Here is a 23607-nt window from a genome sequence, read left to right as displayed (position 1 = left end):
CCGCCGGCCCGAGCCGGTGTGCCGTTGAGGGGGTTCCCACTCCCGCGACAAGTGGCCTTGTGCTTGTCATAGCCCAGGTGCTCGGTCACTTCCGCGTCCATCGACTCCCAAGCGGTGCGCGCCGCTTAAACCGCAGGCCATGGCCGCGGCCGAGCGGATCGTGCCGATGCGGGACAGGGCCACCGCCTCTAACCTCGTCTCGCCCCAGAGCTTGGAGCTGTATCGCGAGCTCCCCGGCAACACCGGGGACTACGTATTGGCCCCCGGCAGCGCCAGGTACTGGCCGTGACGGCGCCCGTGGCGTCGGTCAACGTCACCTTGAGTGGGCCGGTGAGCAGCGATTGGCGGTGATCTCGCATGACTGTCTGAGATCTCTTGCGATGGTCGTGTACGGTACGGCACCGGATCTCGCGCTGAGGTTCTTCGATGGGTCCGGTGCACTGGGGAGGCATTGTTTGTCCGGCCAGTTCGTCAATCCCTACACATTTGTGCCGCTGCCTGCGGTTCCGCCGGAGCGGAGCGGTCCGCGCGGCCATTCGGGTGAAGATCCAGAGTTGTTGACTGGGAAACTGTCGGTGCGGATCAAGGCGGTTTCTCCGCTGCTGATCCGGGGGTTCAACAAGCGCAAGAGAGACGACGTCGCGGACGGTCGGATTCCCATGCGGCCCGACGGCACCCCGTTCATCCCGGGTTCGTCGCTGAAGGGTGCGGTCCGTTCTCTGCACGAGACGCTGACAGGAAGCTGTCTGCGGGTGTTCGACACGGATTTCGTGCCGAGCTACCGGGAGTCCGTGCTGCCTCGGAGGCAGCGTCGGATGGCGGTGGTCACGGCCCCGCCCAAGGATGGCAGGCCGCCCGAGATTCGGCTGTGTCACAGCGGTGACTCGCGGAAGCACCGGGTGCACCAGGACATCCTTCGTCAGTACAAGGGTGAACTGGTCTCTGGGCAGCGGTTGAATGTGCTGAGCTGGGACAAGAAGGGTTCACCGGACAAGATCGAGCTGAGCGAATACGGCGATTGGGTGCTGTTCCTCAGCGACAGCGGCGCCCGCGAGAAGGACAAGGCATACAGGGCCCATATCCGGAAGCTGAGCCAGGACATGGGTGTTCTTGACGACGACGTGTGGTCGACGTTCCTCCGCGTTGTCGAGGAGACCGACGACCGCCGAACAGCGCAGCGCGAGCGGTATGGCGATGAAACGACGGCGGACGTCTTCTTCGAGTACGCGCCGGCGAAGGGCAAAGCCGAGTATCTCCATATCGGCAGGCGGTACCGCGCGAGCCCGCATCTCGTCCCGGGACAGCCGGTGTGGGTCGACGTCACTGGCTTGAACCGGATCAGCTGGATCGGGCTGGCGATGAACTGGCGCCACGCCAAGAGCCGCACGTCAGCGGGTCAGCGCGCCACTGGGTATGAACCGTGTGCGAAGTCGACCGAGTTGTGCCCGAGTTGCCGGTTGTTCGGTTCGATCGACCCGAACGAGCGTGCGCCGGAGGAACGGGCGGTGCAGAGCGCCTATCGGGGGCATGTGCGGTTCGGGGATGCGCTCGCGCAGCACGCGGTCACGGGCGAAGAGGTGACGCTGCCTCCGATGGGTGCGCCGCATCCGGGTGCGGGGCAGGCTTATCTGGACAATCGACAGGTCGCCGCCACGGCGGGTGATCCTCCGCTCCGTGAGTGGGGATCGTCCGCCGACGGGCGCACGCCGCGTAGGTTGCGTGGCCGGAAGCATTACTGGCAGGCCGAACGGAACGGGCGCGAGAAGGCGCGGGAACACCACTCGGCCGAGATGGTCACGACAGCCCACGTCTTTCCGGAAGGCACCGAGTTCCGCGCGACGATCACGTTCGTCGATATCGACGAGGCTCAACTCGGCGGACTCCTTGCCACGCTGAGCCCGTCCACTGCACTCGATGCTCCGGATCTGCGGGTACACATCGGTGGGGGAAAGCCGTTGGGGTTCGGGCAGTGCGGGATTGAGGTCGATCTCGAGCACAGCGAGCTGGACCGATCCGGTTCACGGTACGGCGTCGGCGGTGGTGTTCGAGATCTGGAAGCGGAGGCGGACGCGTTGGTTGAGTCGTTCCGAAGCTCGCTCAACGCGGAGGTCACGGATTTGTGGCCGTTGGTGGCCAAGGTTCTGAATCCGGAGACTGTCCCGGGTGATTTGGTGTGGTACCCGCCGGGGGCGGAGTGGGCCAAGCGGCACAGCGGGAACCCTGATGACGTGAAGGAATTCGACGACGGTTTCGAGTTCTGGAAGCGCACCTCGGGCGCCTCCACCAGTGGGGAAGCGAAGGGCGTCAGCGACAGTCCGCTGGTGTCGTTGCCGCATCTGACGAAAGACGCGTCAGAGACGAACCAGGCGATGGACATCGTGGTGAAGTCTGGGGAGCAGGACGCGTGAGCGACTACATGGACATCGGTGTGGTGCGCATTCAGTCCTGGCTCACCCGCACGCCGAAGCTCCGGGGGCGGCGTGGTGGGTCGACGTTGATCACGCAGGCGACCGATCATGATGCGATCCGCGAGGTGCTGAGCGGATTCGGGGAGACGGTCGAGGTCCACTCGGAAGGCGGGCGGATTGATGGTGTGGTCCCGCTGAAACTGCACGACGAAGCCCAGGCGGCGGCCGCAGAGAAGGCGGTCGTGCGGCATATCCGCAGCCGGATGCCGGGTGTCTCGTTGTCGGTCAAGCGCTATTCCGGCGACACCTACGCGGTAGCCCGCTCCGTGGGCGCCCGTCAGGAGCACGAGTGGCCTGCCCCGGCGGTTGACTGGCCCGCCGGACTGCCGTGTCAATGGTGTAGAACGTTGCCCGCCGATCCGGCTCCGGGCGCGCGGGACGAAGACGGGTTGCGGAGGTGCGCGGAATGCCTCGCGCGCGACGCCGCCGCTGGACGCGCCGATGGTCGTGATGTCCCGTTCGCTGAATCCGAGCTGCTGCACCGCCTCGGGATCGCGGAGGCGAAGGTTCCCGATGAGTTCAAGCCGATGGCAGAACTCGATCGCAAGGGCAACCGGCCGGACGCCGACGGCCAGACGCACTTGGCGCTGGTGTATGCCGATGGCAACGCCATCGGGAAGTTCATCACCAGTGCGCTGCGGCACGCGCCGAGGAAGAAGCGGCGTAGCCCGGACTTCGCTGCGGCGATCGATGGATCCACCTGGCAGGCGCTGGTCACGGCGGTGGAACAAATTAGGCAGGAGGATCAGGAGCTGTTGCCGGTCGTGCCGCATTTCGTGGGCGGCGACGACGTGTTGGTGAGCGTTCCCGCGTGTCGCGCATGGCGATTCACCCGCGCTCTGCTCGGTGCGTTCGATGAGGCGATCAAGGAGGCGTCGGGACTGCACACGGACCTGCCGTCGCTGTCGGCGGGTGTCGTCTTCCACCACTACACCGTCCCCTTGTACGAGGTGAACGAGCTGGCGAAGACAGCGCTGCGGCGGGCGAAGGTGCATACCTCCGGGGAGGCGGCCTCGCTGGCCTGGCACGACACGACCCACGATGGGCACGATCCGGTCGCCCGTTCAGCGCTCACTCTCGCCGATCTCGAACAGAAGTGGGACGCGCTGCACCGGCTCGCGAAGCTGCCCAGGTCGGCGCACGCGCGGCTGGAGGCGGTGACCCGCGCCTATGGTTCCCGATCCAGTGAACTTCTCACACACGCGATCCGCGTCGGCTCTGACCAGGTAATTAGACAGTTCCAAGGCTCGTTCGACCTCGCTGACGCACTCGGTATGGCTCGCTGGTGGTGGCACGATGACCAGGCTTGATTTCACGATCACCTTCCACACTCCGTTTCGGGTGGCGCGCGGGCAGGGCGGCGGCGGATCGCACGACACGATCGACGAGCGTGATCAGTTGCCCGCGACGAGCATGGCCGGGGTCGTGCGGGCGACGGCGAAGAAGCTGCTGGGGTCACAGAATCCGGTGATCGACGAGGTCTTCGGTTCGGACGGAAATCCGTCGCCGTGGCGGTGGTCGCCGGTCCGGCCCGACGGCGACTGGCACGGTGCCCAGCCCGCGGCGCGGGTGCGGATCGATCAGCACAGCCGGACCGCGCAGGGGCACATGCTGATACTGGCCGATCACACTGGCGCGGATCAGGGCCGGTTCAGCATCACGAAGTTCCGCTACGTCCCTCGGGAACGTCTCGCGGTGCACCAGGCGGTGCTCAAGGTAGCCGCGCAGGCCACGTGTTCGCTGGGGGCGTGGCGACGTAGAGGATCGGGCTGGGTCGGCATCCGCTGCGCCGAGGAGATCAACGAGGAGACCGTGCGCATTTTCCTGGGGTTGAAACGGTGAAGGACTTGGCCAGGATCACCGTGACGCTGCTCGAACCGATGGCGGCGGGCAAGCGCTTGCGGGCCGATTTTTTGCAAGACACCTACGACCACGTGCCCGGCACGGTGGTGCGTGGTGCGTTGGCAGGACGGTGGATCAACGAACGCGGTGTCGAGGTGACCACGACCGAGGAATTCCTCGACGTCTTCGAGGGCGACGGCGCCTTCGGGCCCTTGCACAATGAGAACAGCCTGCCGGCGCCGCTGAGCGTGAAGGTGCACAAGTACGCGGCGAAGGACGACTGTCCTCGTCTGTGGTGGGACCGGGCGGCTTCGGATGGCGAGCAGGAGCACTGCAAGTGCGGGCAGGCACTTGAGGACAGCAAGGGCGAGTCCACCGGATCGGTAGCGCGACAACGCCGCACGCGTGCCGCGCTCGACGAGGATGGTGTCGTGCGTGAGGGCCAGTTGTTCACTCAGAACAGCTTGCAGCGCGACACCAGGTTCAGTGGCTGGCTGCACGGCCCAGCTGTGCGCGCGCTATGGATCGTCGATCAACCTGTGGACACGGTGTATCTGGGCGGTCGGCTCAAGCATCAGGGTGCCGCGGTAGTGCAGGTCGACACCGAGGTCGAGCCGGAACCGGTCGAACAGCGTGGGAACAAACTCATCCTGCGGTTGCTCGGCCCCGGGGCGTTTGTCGACAAGCATGGTTTTCCCAGTGTGAAGCCGGATTTGGACGAGTTAACCGACGTGCTCCAAGTCGAGGCTCAAGCGGTGGAGAACTGCTGGACCCGCTGGTGCGAGGTCGAGGGCTGGCATGCCGCCAGCGGTCTTCCGAAGCCGGTGGAACGCGCCGTGCAGCCAGGCTCGACATATGTGATCCGTCTGGAGCGGGCAGCGGATGAGCAGGCGCGGAAGCGGTTGATGGCGCGCGGCATCGGTCTGCGGAGACGGGAGGGTTTCGGGGCGCTGTACTCGGTGAAGCAGGAGCCGTTGACCGTCCAGCGCCTTGTGCAGGGCTCGGCGCCACTGCGGAACCCGGCCAGACTCCGCACGGATGTCCCGCTGCTGCGGCAACGGTATGAGCAGATGCTGCGGGGCGAGGTCGACGACACGATGTTCCAGGAAAGCCTCACCGGTGACGGCGGTTACGAAAAGGCGCTTCGACGCCTGTTGAACGTCGTCGAGCCCACGCTGTTCTACGCTGTACTCACCGATCTGGAGTCACACAGGTGAAAGTGACACTGATCACCGCGAGACTGCGCTTCGAGACGGCTGGCGGTGTCGGAGGGACCGAGGCCGGCGCTGGTGAGAACGGATATCTGCAGCCGATCCGCAGGGACCCGGCCCCGAAAGGCAAAGCGAAGGGCAAGGTGTCGCTGCCGGGGACCACGATCGCCGGGAGTCTTCGGGCGCATTGCGCGGCCTTCGACGCCGGACTGGGCGACCTGTTCGGCGACACCCCGGAACAGCTTGCGGACAAGCACGGAAAAGCAGAGGCGATGCGCCGGAGCCAGAAGCGCAACGACGAGAAACCGGAGCGGGCGATGCCGTCGGCGATCCAGGTTCTCGGCACACTGCTACACCGGCGCGGTGAGACCTTTTCGCACACCCGCAACTCCTCAGACCGCAAGCGCGGTGCAGCCCGCACCCACCACTTCCACCGTGTCGAGATGCTGGAGACGGGCACCGAGTTCGACGTGGTGTTGCGATGGGACAACGCCGACGAGGAGTTGCTAGAGCGGTTCCTCGACGTGCTGAAGCAGTGGCATCCCACGCTGGGCCGAGGGGTGACTCGCGGGGCGGGCCGGTGCTCACTGGTCGGTTGGGGCAGAGTCGATTACGACCTGGACAGCCCGGACGGGCTGATGGCGTGGCTCAACACCGAACGGCGTCCGAACCCGGCAGAAACTCCGGAAACGCGTTCCGCCGAGACGTACGCTTTGGACGTCGATCTGTCCATCGTGGACGCAATACACTGCGGCACGGAACTGAACTCGGTCAATGGCCCGAAGCACAACACCCTGACCGCGTTCCGACACGGCGAGGAGTTTGTGGTTCCCGGCTCGACACTCAAAGGCGTGCTGCGGTCCCGTGCCGAATACATTTGCCGCGTCCTCGGCCTGCTGGCGTGCAAGGACCAGCAATGCGGTGAGTGCCGCCCCTGTCTGCTGTTCGGCTTTGCCGGTGAGGAAAACGCGCGTCGCGGCAGAATTGCCGTGGACGATGCGGTGATCGAAGACGCACAGCCAGACTTCCGTCCCCACGTTGCGATTGACCGTTTCACCGGTGGTGCCCGTGACCAGGCTCTGTATGAGCACGAGGTCGTCGCGGCCGGGTGGTTTCCCATGCGAGTCCGGTGGCTCGGAACGGAGACCGGAGCAGAGGCGGCGCAGGACGCCCGGCTGCTGCACGCGGTCGTGGCGGACCTGGACGCGAGATATGTGGGGATCGGCGCTCGAACTACCGCGGGATTCGGCACCGTCGCGGTACGGGAGTGCCGTTCTGCGACATTCGAGGTGTCCGAGCTGGCCGGTGTACTGCGCGATCCGGTGATCGCCTCGACCGAGGACGTGAACGCATGAGCTGGTACCTCCACGGATCTGGTCGCAAGACCCGGAACACGTGGCACGAACTGCTGGAACTCGCCGGCGGGTGGACGGCCTCGTGGGCCGATCACCTCGGCTTTCACCAGGACAAGCTGCCCGCTGAGCCGCCGAAAACCACGCACCTGTGGGCGTGGACACGACACCGGTGGCTGCGAGTTCGCGTCGATCACGACCACTGGTGGGCCGCACTCCTCGTCGAGGGGAACAAAATCGAGGGACCACCCTGGATCGCGCCGGAGCCCGTGGACCCGCCGAACATCACCCCGTTCACGAACTGGGGCAGTCACCGTACCGTCAAACAGTACAGACCTGCCGCGGGAGCGGAAGACGTTCTCAACCGTTACGACATGCTCCAACTCGTGCCACTGCGCCAGACCACCGCACTGTTCATCGGTGACAACACGACCCGCTGAACACAGGAAGAATCCGATGACGAACACGTTCAGCGACCATGCCGGTGACTCGGACGTCGCGGTCGACTCGAGCTTGGCCGAGCGGATGGTGGTGTTCGGATTTCCGAGCGGGATCCGAGTCGAAGCGAAACGATCCGGTGTGGTCACAGCGATGTTGCGCAAGGCCATCATGAGCAGGATGCCGGAGCCGTTGCCGCCGGAGGTATCCGGGCACAACGCCGACGAGCTCACGCACGTGGCGTACCTTGCGGTACCGGATGCGGGAGGCGTGGGCGCGCGGGGCGACATCACGAGCGTCGCGGTATGGACCCCCCGGGGTACTCCCAATCTGGTCTCGCAGATCAGTGCGGCGCTGACAACGGGAAAACCACTTCATCTGGACTTGCCGGGTGTACGGCTGCGACTGCGGCCCCAGGATGCCGAGCCCGTCACGGCTGGGTTGTCGGGTCCGTCCCGAAGCTGGACGACGGTGACGCCGATGGTGCTGGATCGCTACCCGGGTAAGGGCAGGGAAGCGGCGGAGATCGCCCGCACATGCATCCGAAGTGGACTCCCCAGTCCGATCGAAGTGACTACGAGCCGGAACCCGTTCGTCCACGGAGCCGCCGACCTCGGCCGATCGCAACTACCCCGCCGAGACAACCGCCCGTACACCCACGCGAAAATCACGTTTGCCGAGCCAGCAACAGGACCGGTTCTGTTGGGATCACAGAGATATCTTGGAATGGGCCTGTTCCTGCCGACCCATAGCTGAACTCGGACGGCTACCGCGAGAAATGAGGAGCGTCGCTGGGCACGGTGACGTACCAGCGCCGGATCGCGGTACCGCTGGGAAACACTATCTCGCCGCAATGGGACCGACGCCAGGTGTCGATCCCATTGCGGCGAGTTCGGTGCGGGCCAGTTCCGTGACCAGCCGCAATGAGGACCCGACGCTGGGCCCCGGTTACAGATGTGGCCGCTGCCCATAGCCCTCTCCCTCTGGTTGCCGCAATGAGGGCCGACGCTGGGCGCCGGTGACAGTCGCCGACTACACCGACAGCTCTACCGCCATCGTGATGCCGCAATGAGGACCGGCGCTTGGCGCCTGTGACAGCCGGGTACTGGTTGATGCACGACGCAGGGTTTTGGGCCGCAATGAGGACCGACGCTTGGCGCCGGTGACAGCCGGCTGAACAACTCCGGCCGGATGCCGGCAAAGGTGAAGGCGCCGCAATGAGGACCGACGCTTGGCGCCGGTGACAGAAGGTCGGCGGCCGTGCGGATGCGCACCCGGGCATGGTGCCGCAATGAGGACCGACGCTTGTGTCGCGGACGGGTGAATCCTGACCCGGTGTGGGCGGGCGAAATCGGACCCACTCCCTGACAAGTAGGGAGTGATCAGCGTGGAGGACTGGGCAGAGATCCGTCGGTTGCATCGGTGTGAGGGCATGCCGATTCGGGCGATCGTCCGGAAGCTGGGTGTCGGGCGGAACACGGTGCGGCGGGCGTTGGCTTCGGAGGGGCCGCCGCGGTATCAGCGGCCGTCGAAGGGCTCGGTCGTGGATGCGGTGGAGCCGCAGATCCGGGCGTTGCTGGCGGAGTGGCCGACGATGCCGGTGCCGGTGATCGCCGAGAGGATCGGCTGGCAGCGGGGCCTGACGGTGCTCAAGGACCGGGTGCGGGAGTTGCGCCCGTTGTTCCTGCCGCCGGATCCGGTGTCGCGGACGGTGTATCAGCCCGGTGAGCTGGCCCAATGCGACCTGTGGTTCCCGCCGGTCGATATCCCGCTGGGGTTCGGGCAGGTGGGGCGGCCGCCGGTGCTGGTGATGGTGTCGGGCTATTCGCGGGTGATCGCCGCGAGGTTGATCCCGTCGCGGCAGGGCCCGGATCTGCTGGCCGGGCACTGGGCGCTGTTGTCGGGGTGGGGGCGGGTGCCCAAGACGCTGGTGTGGGACAACGAGTCCGCGGTCGGGTTCCGCAAGGCCGGTCGGCCGGTGCTGACCGAGGCGATGAACGCTTTTCGCGGGACGCTCGGGATCGCGGTGATCCAATGCCGCCTCGGTGACCCGGAGGCCAAAGGGCTGGTGGAACGGGCCAACGGCTATCTGGAGACCTCGTTTCTGCCCGGCCGCCGGTTCACCTCACCGGCTGATTTCAACACCCAGCTGGCCGACTGGCTGGTTCGGGCCAACCAACGTCACCACCGCATCCTCGGGTGTCGGCCGGCCGACCGGTGGGAGCACGACGGCAAGCCATGCTGGCCTTGCCGCCGGTGGCCCCAGTGACCGGATGGCGCGCGAGTATCCGGCTGCCGCGTGATCACTACGTGCGGTTGGGCGCCAACGACTACTCGGTGCACCCGTCGGCGATCGGTCACCGCGTCGAGATCACCGGCGATCTAGAGCACGTGGAAGGTCCTGCCAAGGTGGCGGCCTGGTCGCCCGGCATCAGCGGTGTTGGGCGGCGCACCAGAGCATCACCGACCCCGACCACGCCACCGCCGCAGCCAGGCTGCGCCAGCAAGCCCGCCGGGCCAGCCTGCGCCCGGTCGACACACCCGTCGAGCACCGCGAGCTCGCCGACTACGACCGCGCACTCGGCCTCGACACCGACACCACCGATGACCAGGGGGTGGCGTGATGCCCGGCAAACCCACCACCAGTAGTCGCAACGTGGCTGCCGAGATCGCCTACCTCGCCCGGGCGTTGAAGGCACCGTCGCTGGCCGGGGCGGTCGAGCGGCTGGCCGAACGGGCCCGGGCCGAGGACTGGTCCCACGAGGAGTTCCTGGCCGCCTGCCTGCAACGCGAGGTCGCCGCCCGCGAGTCCCACGGCGGCGAGGGCCGCATCCGCACCGCCCGGTTCCCGAGCAGGAAGTCGCTGGAGGAGTTCGATTTCGATCACCAACGCTCCCTCAAACGCGACACGATCACACATCTCGGAACACTGGACTTCATCGCGGGCAAGGAAAACGTGGTCTTCCTCGGGCCTCCCGGCACCGGCAAGACCCACCTGTCGATCGGACTCGGGATCCGGGCCTGCCAGGCCGGACACCGCGTCTCGTTTGCCACCGCCGCCGGGTGGGTAGCCCGGCTCGCCGAGGCCAGCCACGCCGGACGACTCCAGCAGGAACTGGTCAAACTCGGCCGGATCCCGCTACTGATCATCGACGAGGTCGGCTACATCCCGTTCGAAGCCGAAGCCGCGAACCTGTTCTTCCAGCTGGTCTCCGCCCGCTACGAGAGAGCCAGCCTGATCGTCACCAGCAACAAACCCTTCGGCCGCTGGGGCGAGGTCTTCGGCGACGACGTCGTCGCCGCCGCCATGATCGACCGCCTCGTCCACCACGCCGAAGTCATCTCACTGAAAGGAGACAGCTACCGCCTCAAAGACCGCCAAGACCTCGGCCGCGTGCCCGCGGCCACCAACACCAACGACTAAACATCAACAACCAGGGTGGGTCCATTTTCAGCCGCCGCAGCCGGGTCCACATTCGGCCGCCGTTGACAGCTTGGCGCCGGTGACAGCACCGACGATCGCCTCGGCACCGACTACCTCGGCGTGGACGTGCCGCAATGAGGACCGACGCTTGGCGCCGGTGACAGTCCCTGCCCGGACCACGCATGGCCAACCTTCCGAGGCCGCAATGACGACCGACGCTTGGCGCCGGTGACAGCCGGTCGGCGACGCGCCGATCGGTGACCCGCACTGGCACGTGGCCGCAATGAGGACCGACGCTTGGCGCCGGTGACAGCCGTACGACGTGATCCTGTTGGACGAGGCGCAGGACAGCCGCAATGAGGACCGACGCTTGGCGCCGGTGACAGCAAGAACTCAAACGATGAAGTACTTCTATGACACCGAGTTGCCGCAATGAGGACCGACGCTTGGCGCCGGTGACAGGCGACATGGCGAACACCAGAAACCTTCGCCTCGGAAAGCCGCAATGAGGACCGACGCTTGGCGCCGGTGACAGTGGAGCTGGCGTTCCCCCTGCTGCGCTACTGGTGGCAGGCCGCAATGAGGACCGACGCTTGGCGCCGGTGACAGCCGGATCAAGCCGCACTCGCGGATCATCTCCGAGGCGTTCTTGGCCGCAATGAGGACCGACGCTTGGCGCCGGTGACAGCTGTGCTGCCGTTGTGGTTCACCGAGCAGGCCGTTGTGGTTCACCAAGCAGGCCCAGGAGCCGCAATGAGGACCGACGCTTGGCGCCGGTGACAGCTTCGTGCGTGGTGTGCTCGGCGACAAGCTTGGCTTGGTGCCGCAATGAGGACCGACGCTTGGCGCCGGTGACAGGGCGGAGTACTACTTCAACCCCGGGGTGCCCGGGGTGCCGTTCTACTCCGTGCCGCAATGAGGACCGACGCTTGGCGCCGGTGACAGCTGAACGCGCTGGGCAAGGCCAGCACGAAGGGCATCGGCCGCAATGAGGACCGACGCTTGGCGCCGGTGACAGGAGGGCGACGCCGCTGATAGTCCACCAGCCGAGGGGCCGCAATGAGGACCGACGCTTGGCGCCGGTGACAGTACCGCACCATGACCGACGCGTCGGTCAACTACGAGCCGCAATGAGGACCGACGCTTGGCGCCGGTGACAGGCGCGAAGAAGCGCGCAAATCCATGACCGACGAGGCCGCAATGAGGACCGACGCTTGGCGCCGGTGACAGGGCTCCCTGTTGTTGGTGCTCGTGTCCTGCGTTTTCAAAGATCGTTTCGAGTGGATGCTCGGTAGCGATCTCGGCGGTCGCCGATGTCAATCTTACATGCCTGTTTCTCGCTTCTGACCAGGGGTAACCCGTTGCGAGCGCCTCTGCCTGGCGGTGTCGTGGCCGGACCGCTCGCGGACGATCCGGTGGTCCGAGCTGCATGTTGTGACTGCCGTGACTACAGCGATCCTTTGTGACTGCTGCGGTCGCCGCGGGCTGTGTCGTGGGGGCGAAGTCGCTGTTCGGGGTGGAGTCAGGTTCCTCGCCCGCGGATTCCGATCGCCACGCGTGCCGCGAATGCGGTTGGGATATGCAGCTTCTCGCAGAGGGTTTGGGCCTCCGTTAGTTCTTCGGTTGATACTGCCTCGTCTTGGTCGAGGACGTTGACATTGTGCAGTCGCGGATCGTCGATGCCGAGCAGGTCGTAGTGGTGCGCGCCGAGCGTCTCCGGCGCGGCGCCGCGTTCGTCGGGCTCGGTGTCCTCGGTGAGGGGGATGGTGTCTCGGATGGCGTCGACGAAAGCGTCGCGGAGCGCTGGGTGATCGGGGATGAGGATTTTCGCTGGTAGGTGGGTGCCGGTGTCGCGTTCCGTGGGGGTTAGGCGCATCGCGCGGGCCATCATCTGTGCGACGAACAGTGGGGCGACGATGTTGGTGGCGTAGGCGATGGTGGCGATGCGGGGGCAGTCGAAACCTTCGGTGACCATCCGCACTGTAACGATTCCGCATGACCGTGGTTCTTCGGCGGCGATGCGAAGTGTGTTGAGTGCGTGGGGTTCGTCGTGAACGACGAGTCGGGCGAAGTCGGTTCCGGTCGCTTTGTTCAGTGCGTGTGCGGCGTGTCGGGCAGCAACGATGGTGGGAGCAACGAACAGCAGTTTCAGGTGTTCGGCGCCGTCGAGGGCGGCGCGTTGCTCTGCCAGTAATCTGACGGCTTCGGCGGCGAATCCGTTGATCCATTCTGGTGACGCGAACACCTGGGGCAAAATTCCGACTCGTTCTTGCTCGTCGAGGTCTGCGATCTGCTTGCGTGGCTGGGCTTTGGCGCTCGTGAGGTCGATGTATTCAGCGCGGCCGCCGTAGCAGTAGAGGTCGGGTGCGCGCAGTTCGGTGCCGACGAGGTCGCGGGTGGGCACGGACCAGTCGGCGGCGGCCTGCAGCTTGGGAACACCTTCGACGATGAGGCGGTCGTAGTTGACCGTGGAGATCCGGCGCCGGGGATCCGAGCGGAACAGCGTCCCGGTCATGTTGAGTACCGCGTGGGCGTGGATGTCTCCTGATGCGACGTCGCCAACCATGTTCCGCACTGCCCAGCCCCAGGATGCGTCGGTGGCGACGTGGTGGACCTCGTCGAAGACGATGAGCGTCGGCCGTTGGCGTATGCGGGTCGCGTGCACGCCCGCGTAGGTGGGCAGGGATTGGTAGGTGACGATGACGCCAGCGAGGCCGGTGGTTTCGAGTGCGCCGTCGGTCGGGTGTGGGTCAAGGTGGATGCGGAGTTGGGCGAGTTCGGATCGCCACTGCCGGACCAGCGCCGTGTTCGGCACGACGACGACCATGCGCTCCACGTATCCGGCATCGTGCAGGATGCGGAACAGCGCGGCGGCGAAGATCGTTTTGCCCGCACCAGGGGCTGCGTGCAGGACGGCGGTGCCGTAGTTGAAGATCCGCTCGGCGATGACCGGCAGTGCCTGGGACTGCCAGGGTCGGAGGGCGAGTTCGCCGAAGGGCTCGACGTCGTGGTCGCCGAGCCCGAGATTGCAGCGTGGACACCACGCCTGCATGTTCGCGAGTGTGGTGCCGCCACCGTTGTTCCAGGCCACGAGGTGCGCGGCGTGGTAGTCGGCGCCGAGTTCGGTGCCGCAGCGCTGGCATCTTCCGCCTGCGCGTACGTAGAGCAGAACGCGGTCGTGTTGGTAGGGACGCCGTTGTGGGTCGAAGCCGTAGGTGGACATGGGCTTGTTCTTCCAGTGTGGTCATCAGGAGGTTGTGTCCTCAGGGTCGTTCGTCGTATCGCTGGTGTGCTTGTTCTGGTACTCGTGCACGGAGTCGATGACACCGAAGACGAACCCACGGTCCTCTTCGGACAGAAGAAGCGGATCGATATCGACGCTGATGCTGAGTGTTCCAGCACCAGAGGCGAGGACGACGGTGTCGGATGGTGTGGACGTCGACTGTGGTGCGGTCGGCTTCTGTTTGGTCCGGCGCGCGCGCGGCCGGGCTCGGCGGGCCGGTGTGGCTTGCCTGCTGGCCTTGGCGACGCCTCGTTCCCAAAGCGGACTAACCGGGATTTGGGCGAAGTCGGCTGCTTGCATGTAGAATGTGATGGCTTTGCGGCGCGTTTCCCCGTTCTGGCCGAACGTCTCCTTCCACAGATCCATGAGTTGCTGCAATGTTGCGTGGGTTTTGCCGAGTTCGACGATGGCGGCGTAGTGCACGCGCAGCAGTCGCGCGACGACTTCCGGGCGGGAATTCGGGGTGTAGACGATCTCGCTGAGTAGACTCATGGGGCTGCCGTCGTCGTCGATCAACCCGAACTGGCGGCACAACGTGAGGTAGCTCGTCTGCACGCTGCCCGGCATCCAACTGAGATAGCTGCGGTCGATGACGGAAGGCAGGGACGCGTCCGATGCCATGCGGTCGAGGCTGCCGAGGAACGTGCGCCACGTGATGTTGTACGGCGGGGTGAAATCGGTGGTGTCGGTGTTTGCGGTCATGATTGTTGTGCCTTTCAGCGGTTTTGGGCGCGTCAGAGGACCCGATGGCCGGTGGTCGGTAGCCCGTGTCGGCGCCCCAGAAACTCGAATCTGCTATCGGAGTCGCCTGATCCGAGGTCTACTATAAGTATGCGATCTATTGTGGAGTCGATGACGGTGAGCAGCGCGCGGGTCATGTCAGCGACATCGGCACGTGTCAGGTCGCACAGGAACACCGAGTACTGTGTGCGGTCGCCGAAGTCCTCCATCTTCTTCGCGACCAGACGTAGGCGCCGGGGGTCGCGGATGTCGTACGCGACGAGGTAGCGGTGACGGCGCATGATAATCATCTACTAGTGAACGCGGTGTAATGTGGAATCTCGTCGAGCAGGTGGGCGGCGAACAGGCGTGCCTGGATCTCTATAGCCCGACGATAAGTCGTCTTGTAACGAAAGACCGGGTGTATGACTTCGGTGGTCAGGCGACGCTCGTAGGCATCTATCACGTCGCGGCGCCCGGACGAGGTGAGTGCGACCGCGGTGGAGTGGACGTGGAACATCGCCGGATCGGCTTGCAGGTTATTGATCAGCGTCAGGGCTGTGGAGTCGGCGATAAGCGGGCGAAACTCTTCGGCAAGATCCAGTGTGAGCGCGGGCCTGCCGTGCCGAGGCTGGTGATAGAAGCCGAAGTACGGGTCCAGACCAAGGGCGTAGCAGGCAGTGGTGATGTCCTTGATCAGTAGGCAGTACAGGAACGAGAGCAGGCAGCTAACCGCATCCCGAGGTGGTCTGCGGGTCCGCCCCATGGTGTCGAAGGCCGGGCCGGGGAGACGGTGATCTGTCCGGAAGGTCTCGACGAGTCCGGCGAAGTACGTGCGGGCTGCGGCGCCTTCGATGCCGAGCAGCGTGCTGCGGGTCGGTGCCCGTTCGGCGCGGACGGCGTCGGCGTCGAGGCGGTTCAGGAGGTCCGGTTCCTCGACGTGGGGATTGCGGCGCAGCAGAGTGCGGGCGTTGCGGATCTTGCCGCCGACAATGCGGCGGGCGAAGTCGAGTGCGGTGTTCGGTGTCGCGGTGAACTGACGTCTCCGTAGCTCAACGTGCTTGCCCACGGTTGGTATATCGACTGATTTGAGTCTCCCAGTTGTGGAGGTCCACACGACCGGACTGCCCTGCTCGGCAAGTGCGTGCACGGCCTGGCTCGTGACTTGCACCGGACCGGCGGCCACGAGGTGCAGCACGTCGCGGAGCCTGCAGGACAGAAGCTCTTCGTGGTCCTTGCGCACCGCCAGGCGCTCGCTGCGGATGCCGACAGTGGTCCCGGGTTCGGTGACGTAAACAGGATCACGGGCAGGGGCACGTGCGAGAAGCTTCCTTGGCTTCTCGGAATCCCGTTCGGATAGTTCGTTGATCTCGTCCGGCATGCAGATCGGCAGCAGCGCGCACCGTGGGCACTTAGGACTGTGCCGCAGTGGCGGCGGAGGCTGACCTTGGCTCGCGACGTGGCGTGCGCGGAAGAGATGGTGGCGCAGTTCGGCCTCGGCCGTGGCACTCCATGGCACGGGGACGCGCCGACGGACGGAGTCGTACCAGAGGTAACCGTGGGTGCAGTGATAGCCGTGGTGTCGAAGTAGCACGATTTGAGCGAGCAGTTGAATTCGGTCGTTCGGCCACGGCTGCCCGTCGCGCTGCGGCGCGCCCCGCCGGTATTCGACGGGCCGGACGTTCCCGCCGACTGCCTCGACGACGTCGCACACGGCCACGAGTCCGAGTTCGTCGGACGACAGTGCGAGAGCGCAGATGCGCCAGTTCGACGGATCGATACGCTGAGCTGGACGTTCTCGCCCGGACGTCACGTCCACGGAGGCATGGACGTGACGTCCGAGGCGCATCTCCTCGCTGTCGAAGCGGTAGCCCTCCGCGTGCTCCAAGTGGAACAGCCGCGGACAAAACCGGAAGTCGCTGAGCGCGCGGGCGCCGATGGGCAATGGCGGATCCATGGGAGATCATCTCCTGTAGGTAGGTATGTGCCAGGCTGTGACACCCAGGGATGATGCACCCGCACACCGAATCTCGGGATTCACTCGATAGTGGATTGCAAGCGGCCACATCAGACCCACCCCCTCCGGTGAGCTTTTCACCGGAGCAGCCGCGACGGGCGGCTGGAAAGCCAGCAATAGCCATTGGCTGATGCAGAGGCCAACATGAGAGGCCAAGACAGCGACGTACCTGAAGATCCCGTGGCAGCGTGATCGTAAGGAACGCAAGTATGGAGCACCCGGCTGCGGAAAGCGGAGGATCGGCCCGGAACGCTCGTGGTGGCAACTGGATGCTCATCACGGCGCATCGTGGTTATGCGCAGCCGCAGTAAGACCGACGCTGCGCGTCGATGACGGCTGCCGGGCTACACGCTGTAGTAGGGGATCTCTCGATGTGGGCCGCAATGAGGACCGGCGCTGCGCGTCGGTGACGGCTGAGATGGAGATTCACCGGAGCCACGACTTCGCCCGCGACGCCGCAATGAGGACCGACGCTGCGCGTCGGTGACGGTCGAGAACGAGCTGACGTTGCCGGTGTTGTAGTAGGGCCGCAATGAGGACCGAGGCTGCGCGTCGGTGACGGTCGTACCGGCACCAATCAGCAAGCACGCACACCCGATGCCGCAATGAGGACCGACGCTGCGCGTCGGTGACGGCGGGTCTGGATCTTCACGGCTGGACTCCTGCGTACTGCCGCAATGAGGACCGACGCTGCGCGTCGGTGACGGAGGAAGCTGCGCACATCGCAGGCGAGCGACGTGCCGCCGCAATGAGGACCGACGCTGCGCGTCGGTGACGGGCGTTGCACACCAACGTCCGTCTCCGCACCCACCGGCGCCGGCCGCAATGAGGACCGACGCTGCGCGTCGGTGACGGGAACGGTCTGCCCGGCGCGCTGATCGCGTGGTTCCTGCCGCAATGAGGACCGACGCTGCGCGTCGGTGAGGGCCGTCGATGCCGACGGCAACTGGACCTGCGTATGCGGCGCCGCAATGAGGACCGACGCTGCGCGTCGGTGACGGGTACGCGAGCAGGCTGAGATCCATCCCCAGGCCGAATGCCGCAATGAGGACCGACGCTGCGCGTCGGTGACGGCGGGTCTGGATCTTCACGGCTGGACTCCTGCGTACTGCCGCAATGAGGACCGACGCTGCGCGTCGGTGACGGAGGAAGCTGCGCACATCGCAGGCGAGCGACGTGCCGCCGCAATGAGGACCGACGCTGCGCGTCGGTGACGGGCGTTGCACACCAACGTCCGTCTCCGCACCCACCGGCGCCGGCCGCAATGAGGACCGACGCTGCGCGTCGGTGACGGGAACGGTCTGCCCGGCGCGCTGATCGCGTGGTTCCTGCCGCAATGAGGACCGACGCTGCGCGTCGGTGAGGGCCGTCGATGCCGACGGCAACTGGACCTGCGTATGCGGCGCCGCAATGAGGACCGACGCTGCGCGTCGGTGACGGGTACGCGAGCAGGCTGAGATCCATCCCCAGGCCGAATGCCGCAATGAGGACCGACGCTGCGCGTCGGTGACGGGCCCGAACTCCCGGGCCTGCTCTCCGCCGAACGCCTGGCCGCAATGAGGACCGACGCTGCGCGTCGGTGACGGGATCGAGGCGCTGTTCAAGGACCCGGCGATGCTGGAGGCCGCAATGAGGACCGACGCTGCGCGTCGGTGACGGGATCGAGGCGCTGTTCAAGGACCCGGCGATGCTGGAGGCCGCAATGAGGACCGACGCTGCGCGTCGGTGACGGGGGCTCCTTGTTTTCGGTGCCCGTGTCCTGGCTTTTCAAAGATCGTTTCGAGCGGGTGCTCGGTGTCGATCTTAGCGTCCACCGATGTGGATCTTACATGCCTGCCTCTCGCTTCTGACCTGCGGTGATTCGCCGCGAGTGCCCCCGCCTGGTGGTGGCGTCGCTGGGCCGCTCGCGTGTGGGGCCATCCGAGTAGAGGCTGCTGCAGGTCAATCCCGGGTTGGGAAGGGTACGTACCGGCTCGTGTCTCGGTCGAAGGTGAAGGCGGTCCAGCGGCCCCGTTCGGGGGCGAATCGAGCGCCGAGTGCGACGGCGATTGGGATGGGGCCGCTGAGAAAGATGAGTCGATGTCGTTGCGCCCCCGTCGTTTCCGTGTGCTTGCGCCACTCGCGGCAGGCTTGTTCGACGACGGCGGTGAAAGCCTCCCTGGTCTCCGGGATTGTGGTCGACCATGTGCGGAGGCTGAGCAGCGTCCGGGCACCGTGTTCTTGGCAGACCTTCCGGACTGGAACAAGAAAGTCATTGCCGCGTCCCTGCAGGTCCAGGGCGATCGCCGCCACATCGGGATCCCCGTCCTCGAAGGTTTCCATACCGACTTCAAGCGGTGTCGCGGTGGTGGTCGTTTCACGGAGGATCGTCGCGGGGAAGTAGGAGGGAGAACCGTTGTTTCTCTTCCGGCCATGAATGGCGATCTCGTGTGCTTTGTCGGACTTCAGTCGGGTGCCGAACCAGAATCCGACGTTGAGGGGCATGGTTGGAATGAGGTTGATGCGTGCCGAATCCGAAACGGTTGTGGTGGCGATCTGGATGGCGCGTACGACTTCGTCGGCGAGTGCATCGATCTCGTGGTCGTTCCACGGTTTGTTCTCAGGTAGAATGATGCTGGTTTTGAGCGTGGCGGCATAAGCGGTGCAGCTGAACGCAAGGGCGTCTCGGTCTGGGTATGCTCCACGCTTGCGGTCGTCTGCGGTGGCCACGATGCCAACTTGCTGCAATCGCTGTTGTCGGCGGCGCTGCACTGTCCCGAGGACGAGGGTGGCGACCGCAATGGCGAGACATGCCGTGATCCACCAGCGTCCCTTGTCGTCGCCGGTGGCGAACGACTTCACGAACTCGACCCCGAAACCGCCGGTGAACATACCCCCGAACGCGAAAGCGAGAGTGCCGTCCCACACCGCTTGCCATCCATGACTTCTCGCAGGTTCGCTGGAGCCTTCGACGGTGATCTGTGGAGTTTGCCGCATGTCGTCGTCCACGGACCTAGATCGTTCCGGAAGATTGCTTCGAGGGCAACGGGGGAGTTTGGGCACCGGTGTGTCGGAAGCCCGCCGGGAGAACTGCTGAGTGAGCAGCGCGAATGGCCACGTCTGCCAGTGTGAGCGGATCCGTTCGGGACCACGGTGTCGCCGCGGTCGGCCCCGGATGCGGTCAAGGAGATGCTTGAGGCTGGTCTGCTTGATGGTGTGACGGACAACGTCGATCGGGACCGGTTGGCGTTGACCGGGCAGGGCGGGTTCCTGTCCAAGCTGGTCAAGACGTGCCCCGCAACCGAGCCGGATCGTTTGAGTCGCGTCTGGTGCCGAAGGGCCCGCGGTGGGTCGGCGGTCTGGACGAGAACATCCCTCTCGCTGTACGTGGGCGGGGATGGCCGTGCGCGATATTCAGCATCACCTGCAGCGCAACTGGAGCTGTCGCACGAGAAGATCGATATCCAAGATCACCGACACGGTGCTGGAGAGGTCACGGTCCGGCAGTCGCGTCTACTGGAAGAGATATACCCGGTCATTTACCTGGATGCGCTGGTGATGAAGGTCCGTGACGGCCACCAGGGTCCACAACCGCTATGCTCACATCGCCGTCGGTGTCGATCTCGACGCCACAACGCCGCCGTTAACATTCGACTCTCCAGACTCGGACGGTCGTGGCATCGGTCCGCCAGGGCGATTAGGAGCGCAACGCCCACACCGGAATCGGGGTGACTGTGCCGCGCCAGACGTGGCATCGGTTCGCCAGGACCGATGAGGATGCCAACCTTGCCCATGACGATCACTTCGTCTAGCGCCTCGGATCTCGCAGGTCGCGGTGTCCGGCAGAGTGTGGCTGCGCCCCAGGAGCTGTCAGTGAGGGCTGGACGCCTGCGTTGTCCAGCCATCCGGTTGGGGAGAGTCCACGCGGCAGGTGCCAGCGCACTGGCCGGGCGCTGAGTCCCGCCGGGCGGGACTTGGTCCTGGATATTCCGGGTGGGAGGGACAGCGGGGGAGGAATCTGGGAGGCTTGACGTGCGTTGAGCCAGGGATAGTCGGCGTACGAGTCGACTCGGTCCAGCGTCTTGAACCCACACCGGGTGATGGTCAAGCAGGCCGTTTTGACGCTGGTGTTGGGAGGAAAGTGGGAGGATCGTGTTGGCGAGTTCCACGGCATATCGCTCTATACGGCAGTGGACGGGAGCGCCCTTACCTGCGGTGTCGCTGTTTGTGCTGGTGGCGCACTTGTCCGGCCACCGCTGGGGGTCAAGGGGTCGTGGGTTCGAATCCCGCCGTCCCGACGGTCGAAAGGGTCTTCGCAGGTCAGAACCTGTGAAGACCCTTTTTTGATGATCAATGTTCGTTCTTCGAAGTCAAGCATGCCGCTTACCGACACCTTGACTTCGGAGCTTCGCGATGCCCCCGATGGATCTTGAACGGATCACCGACGGCCTGTCTGTGACCTGGGCCGGCTACCTGCGGGACTGGGACCGCAGCCTGCGTTCCGGCAACCGGCCGGAGACCACCCGCTACAACTACGTCCTGGCCGCCGCGCAGCTGGCGCGGTATCTCGCCGAGCACGCGCCCGATCCCGAGGCCGACGCGGCGGCCGAGGACCCGGCCGAGGTCGCCAAGGCCCACATCGAGGCGTTCCAGGCGTGGATGATCGAGACGCGTTCGGCGGCCACGGCGGTCAACAAGCACAAGGCCCTGCAGCAGTTGTTCAAGTGGCTGATGCTCGACGAGGAGGAGATCGATCGTTCCCCGATGGAGCGGGTGCGGTTGCCCAAGGCGCCGACCAAGCTGGTTCCGGTGCTCGAGGAGGAGGCGACCACGCGCCTGCTGGAGGTCTGCAAGGGCAAGGACTTTTTGAGCCTGCGGGATCAGGCGATCATCCGGCTGTTCTGCAACACCGGGGCCCGGCTGGCCGAGGTCGCCCACCTCAGGCTGGAGGATGTCGATCTCAAGACGGAGTCGGTGACCCTCTACGGCAAGGGCGGCAAGGTCCGGCGGGTGCGCATGGGTGCCAGGACCGCCCGCGCGCTGAGCCGCTATCTGCGTGCGCGCGCCAAGCGCAAGGGTGCTGATCTGCCGAACTTGTGGCTGGCTGATCGCGGGGGACAGGCTCTCAACGCCAACGGCATCAAGATCCGCCTCAAGCGGCTGGGCCAGAGGGCGGGCCTGGACCACGTGCACGCGCACCGGTGGCGCCACACCTACGCCCATCAGTGGAAGCGCGCCGGTGGCGACACCGGTGATCTGATGTTGCTGCTGGGGTGGAGTTCGGATGCGATGCCGCGGCACTACGGCGCCAGCGCCGCCGCCGAGCGGGCCCAGGAGAGCCAGGTGCGCATGGGAATCGGCGACGACGTCTGAACGAGCCTTTGCGGGCCAGGCCGATGACAGAAGCGCAGGCGGTGCGGTGTGCACGGAGCACACCGCACCGCCCGCGTTCCGCGACAGTGATCGCAGACCCGAGTGGGGTCTCGGCTACTGCCGTTCTGCTTGTGCGCGTCTCTTGCTTCTCGCCTGAGCGGAGCGTTCGGCGAGGCTGAGCATGTAGGCCATGCGGGCGTGGCGTGCTCGCACTTCCCGCTCCGCTGGATCAAGCTGGCCATGCGGGTCGACCTGCCGCTCGAAGCGAGCGAGAAACGCTCGGGTTCCGTGGCTCGTTCGTGCCGTTCGGTCAGCGGTGTTGGCCCAGGAGGCATGGGCGGCGGCTCGGGCTCGCCGACTGCGCTGGGATGGAGTCATTCCTTGATCGTTAGACATTTTCCCCGATTCTCATTCGCAGTTGGACTTCCTGGGCGCGTTCGGCGGCAGCGCTGGCACCGTAGTGGCGAGCCATCGCATCCGTGCTCCAGCCCAGCAGCAGCATCAGATCACCGGTGTCGCCGCCGGCGAGCTTCCACGCGTGGGCGTAGTTGTGGCGCCATCGGTGGGCGTGAACGCCGGATACTCCAGCGTGTTTGCCTCGTCTCTTCAGCATGATCTTGATCCCGTTCGCCTGCAGTGGCTGGGCGCCGCGTGCGGCCAGCCAGAGGCTCGGCACGTCCGCTGCGCGGTGACGGGAGCGAGCGCGCAGGTAGCGACTCAGTGCCCGGGCGGTTTTCGGTCCGAACCGCACGCGCCGACTCTTCCCGCCCTTGCCCTGGTACACGACCGAGTCGGTGGCCATGTCGAGGTCGTCGGTGGTGAGGTTCGCGACTTCGGCCAATCGTGCGCCGGTGCCGTAGTAGAGACGGATGATCGCCTGGTCTCGAAGGTCGGTGAACGTCTTGCCGTTGCAGGTGTCGAGGATCTTCTTGGTGTCCTCATCGCCCATGACCGGCACCAGTTTGGTGGGTGTGGTGGGGGCCTTGACACGTTCCATGGGTGAGCGGTCGATCTCCTGCTCGTCCTCGGCGAGCCACTTGAAGAACTGCTGCAGAACCTTGTGCTTGTTCAAGGCTGTCGAGGCCGAGCGTGTCTCGATCATCCAGGCCTGAAACTCCTCGATGTGCGCACGCGTCGACTCTGCCGGCGCCGCTGGCCCGGCAGCGCAGTCGGCCGCGTTGTCGGTGAGAAAGCGGGCAAACTGGGCCACGGCAAGGAGGTAGTTGTAGCGCGTGGTCTCGGGCTTCCCCGATGAGCGCAGGGTCCGATCCCAGTCGGCCAGAAGATGGCTCCAGGCTGAAGTAAGTCCTGTTGAAATCCTGCTCACGTCCATCAGCGACCACCGAACGCTGCCCTATGCCCGAGGCTGGATCCAGCATCAAAGTCTGTTCCCGCCTGCACTCTGACGAAGTCCACGCATCCCAGTCTTGGTAATAGTCCACGACTTAGGGAGTGTCGCCGCGTGTCCACTTCGGTCCACGATGTGTCCTGTTTCGGGAC

The 23607-nt window shown here is 65.5% G+C and carries 14 protein-coding genes, 2 pseudogenes and 2 CRISPR repeat arrays; of the genes and pseudogenes, 10 read left to right on the top strand and 6 right to left on the bottom strand.

All coding sequences use genetic code 11. The annotated features are described in order from the left end of the window. The first annotated feature begins 455 nt into the window (after positions 1-455). The 8 genes and pseudogenes from SACE_RS24690 (at position 456) to istB (ending at position 10735) form a co-directional block, all read left to right on the top strand. Positions 456-2408 (top strand): TIGR03986 family type III CRISPR-associated RAMP protein, encoded by a 1953-nt coding sequence (locus SACE_RS24690; RefSeq protein ID WP_157355914.1) that lies wholly within the window; start codon positions 456-458, stop codon positions 2406-2408. Next, the gene (locus SACE_RS24685) at positions 2405-3778 is read left to right on the top strand and encodes a Cas10/Cmr2 second palm domain-containing protein (RefSeq protein WP_009942499.1); all 1374 of its coding nucleotides are present in this window, start codon (positions 2405-2407) and stop codon (positions 3776-3778) included. Before SACE_RS24690 ends, SACE_RS24685 begins: the two co-directional genes overlap by 4 nt. Beyond that, the gene (locus SACE_RS24680; protein WP_021342039.1) at positions 3765-4310 is read left to right on the top strand and encodes an RAMP superfamily CRISPR-associated protein; all 546 of its coding nucleotides are present in this window, start codon (positions 3765-3767) and stop codon (positions 4308-4310) included. The genes SACE_RS24685 and SACE_RS24680 overlap by 14 nt, the downstream gene beginning before the upstream one ends. After that, a complete protein-coding gene (locus SACE_RS24675) occupies positions 4307-5527 on the top strand; it encodes a type III-B CRISPR module-associated Cmr3 family protein (RefSeq protein ID WP_009942501.1) in 1221 nt (406 codons plus the stop codon). The genes SACE_RS24680 and SACE_RS24675 overlap by 4 nt, the downstream gene beginning before the upstream one ends. Before the next feature lie 2 nt (positions 5528-5529). Next, the gene (locus SACE_RS24670; protein ID WP_143538213.1) at positions 5530-6876 is read left to right on the top strand and encodes an RAMP superfamily CRISPR-associated protein; all 1347 of its coding nucleotides are present in this window, start codon (positions 5530-5532) and stop codon (positions 6874-6876) included. An 18-nt stretch (positions 6877-6894) separates the two neighbouring features. Continuing rightward, complete coding sequence (gene csb2 / locus SACE_RS36875; protein ID WP_081468226.1) at positions 6895-8067, top strand: type I-G CRISPR-associated protein Csb2; 1173 nt, start codon at positions 6895-6897, stop codon at positions 8065-8067. 622 nt (positions 8068-8689) lie between these two features. Next, positions 8690-9935: pseudogene (istA, locus tag SACE_RS24660) on the top strand (IS21 family transposase). Beyond that, the gene (gene istB, locus SACE_RS24655) at positions 9935-10735 is read left to right on the top strand and encodes an IS21-like element helper ATPase IstB (RefSeq protein ID WP_044547099.1); all 801 of its coding nucleotides are present in this window, start codon (positions 9935-9937) and stop codon (positions 10733-10735) included. The pseudogene istA and the gene istB overlap by 1 nt, the downstream one beginning before the upstream one ends. Before the next feature lie 128 nt (positions 10736-10863). Further along, a CRISPR array of direct repeats spans positions 10864-11965; the repeat unit is 36 nt; unit sequence GCCGCAATGAGGACCGACGCTTGGCGCCGGTGACAG. Between the two features lie 292 nt (positions 11966-12257). Here istB and SACE_RS24650 read toward each other — a convergent pair. The 5 genes from SACE_RS24650 to SACE_RS24630 all read right to left on the bottom strand — a co-directional run bounded on the left by SACE_RS24650 (position 12258) and on the right by SACE_RS24630 (position 19743). Continuing rightward, complete coding sequence (locus SACE_RS24650; protein ID WP_009951451.1) at positions 12258-13958, bottom strand: DEAD/DEAH box helicase family protein; 1701 nt, start codon at positions 13956-13958, stop codon at positions 12258-12260. A 24-nt stretch (positions 13959-13982) separates the two neighbouring features. Next, positions 13983-14720, bottom strand: coding sequence for a hypothetical protein (locus tag SACE_RS24645; RefSeq protein WP_009951453.1), 738 nt, complete (start codon positions 14718-14720; stop codon positions 13983-13985). A 32-nt stretch (positions 14721-14752) separates the two neighbouring features. After that, entirely contained in the window at positions 14753-15040 is a 288-nt protein-coding gene (gene cas2 / locus SACE_RS24640; RefSeq protein ID WP_009951455.1) for a CRISPR-associated endonuclease Cas2, read from the bottom strand. 5 nt (positions 15041-15045) lie between these two features. Then, positions 15046-16695, bottom strand: coding sequence for a CRISPR-associated endonuclease Cas4/Cas1 (locus SACE_RS24635; RefSeq protein ID WP_009951457.1), 1650 nt, complete (start codon positions 16693-16695; stop codon positions 15046-15048). A gap of 437 nt (positions 16696-17132) precedes the next feature. Next, positions 17133-18484: direct repeats of the CRISPR family, unit length 33 nt; unit sequence GCCGCAATGAGGACCGACGCTGCGCGTCGGTGA. 212 nt (positions 18485-18696) lie between these two features. After that, the gene (locus SACE_RS24630; protein WP_143538212.1) at positions 18697-19743 is read right to left on the bottom strand and encodes an SAVED domain-containing protein; all 1047 of its coding nucleotides are present in this window, start codon (positions 19741-19743) and stop codon (positions 18697-18699) included. A gap of 144 nt (positions 19744-19887) precedes the next feature. Here SACE_RS24630 and SACE_RS36870 point away from each other — a divergent pair. After that, positions 19888-20362: pseudogene (locus SACE_RS36870) on the top strand (transposase); the annotation flags it as partial. A 794-nt stretch (positions 20363-21156) separates the two neighbouring features. After that, positions 21157-22107, top strand: coding sequence for a tyrosine-type recombinase/integrase (locus SACE_RS24625; protein WP_011874602.1), 951 nt, complete (start codon positions 21157-21159; stop codon positions 22105-22107). 388 nt (positions 22108-22495) lie between these two features. Here SACE_RS24625 and SACE_RS24620 read toward each other — a convergent pair whose 3' ends face one another. Next, positions 22496-23440: a tyrosine-type recombinase/integrase gene (locus SACE_RS24620; protein ID WP_031334572.1), complete on the bottom strand. Its 945-nt coding sequence runs from the start codon at positions 23438-23440 to the stop codon at positions 22496-22498. Positions 23441-23607 lie beyond the last annotated feature (167 nt).

This window comes from Saccharopolyspora erythraea NRRL 2338, from assembly GCF_000062885.1.
In the GTDB taxonomy this organism is placed as follows: domain Bacteria; phylum Actinomycetota; class Actinomycetes; order Mycobacteriales; family Pseudonocardiaceae; genus Saccharopolyspora_D; species Saccharopolyspora_D erythraea.
The sequence above is the reverse complement of the archived record's forward strand: the minus strand, read 5'-3'. Positions and strand labels throughout refer to the sequence as shown.

Bases quoted from the DNA above. Each gene is read 5' to 3' on its own strand.
- SACE_RS24635 (WP_009951457.1), bottom strand. From the start codon at position 16,695: ATGGATCCGCCATTGCCCATCGGCGCCCGCGCGCTCAGCGACTTCCGG.
- SACE_RS24645 (WP_009951453.1), bottom strand. From the start codon at position 14,720: ATGACCGCAAACACCGACACCACCGATTTCACCCCGCCGTACAACATC.
- istB (WP_044547099.1), top strand. From the start codon at position 9,935: ATGCCCGGCAAACCCACCACCAGTAGTCGCAACGTGGCTGCCGAGATC.
- SACE_RS24680 (WP_021342039.1), top strand. From the start codon at position 3,765: ATGACCAGGCTTGATTTCACGATCACCTTCCACACTCCGTTTCGGGTG.
- SACE_RS24620 (WP_031334572.1), bottom strand. From the start codon at position 23,440: ATGGACGTGAGCAGGATTTCAACAGGACTTACTTCAGCCTGGAGCCAT.
- cas2 (WP_009951455.1), bottom strand. From the start codon at position 15,040: ATGCGCCGTCACCGCTACCTCGTCGCGTACGACATCCGCGACCCCCGG.
- SACE_RS24625 (WP_011874602.1), top strand. From the start codon at position 21,157: ATGGATCTTGAACGGATCACCGACGGCCTGTCTGTGACCTGGGCCGGC.
- SACE_RS24650 (WP_009951451.1), bottom strand. From the start codon at position 13,958: ATGTCCACCTACGGCTTCGACCCACAACGGCGTCCCTACCAACACGAC.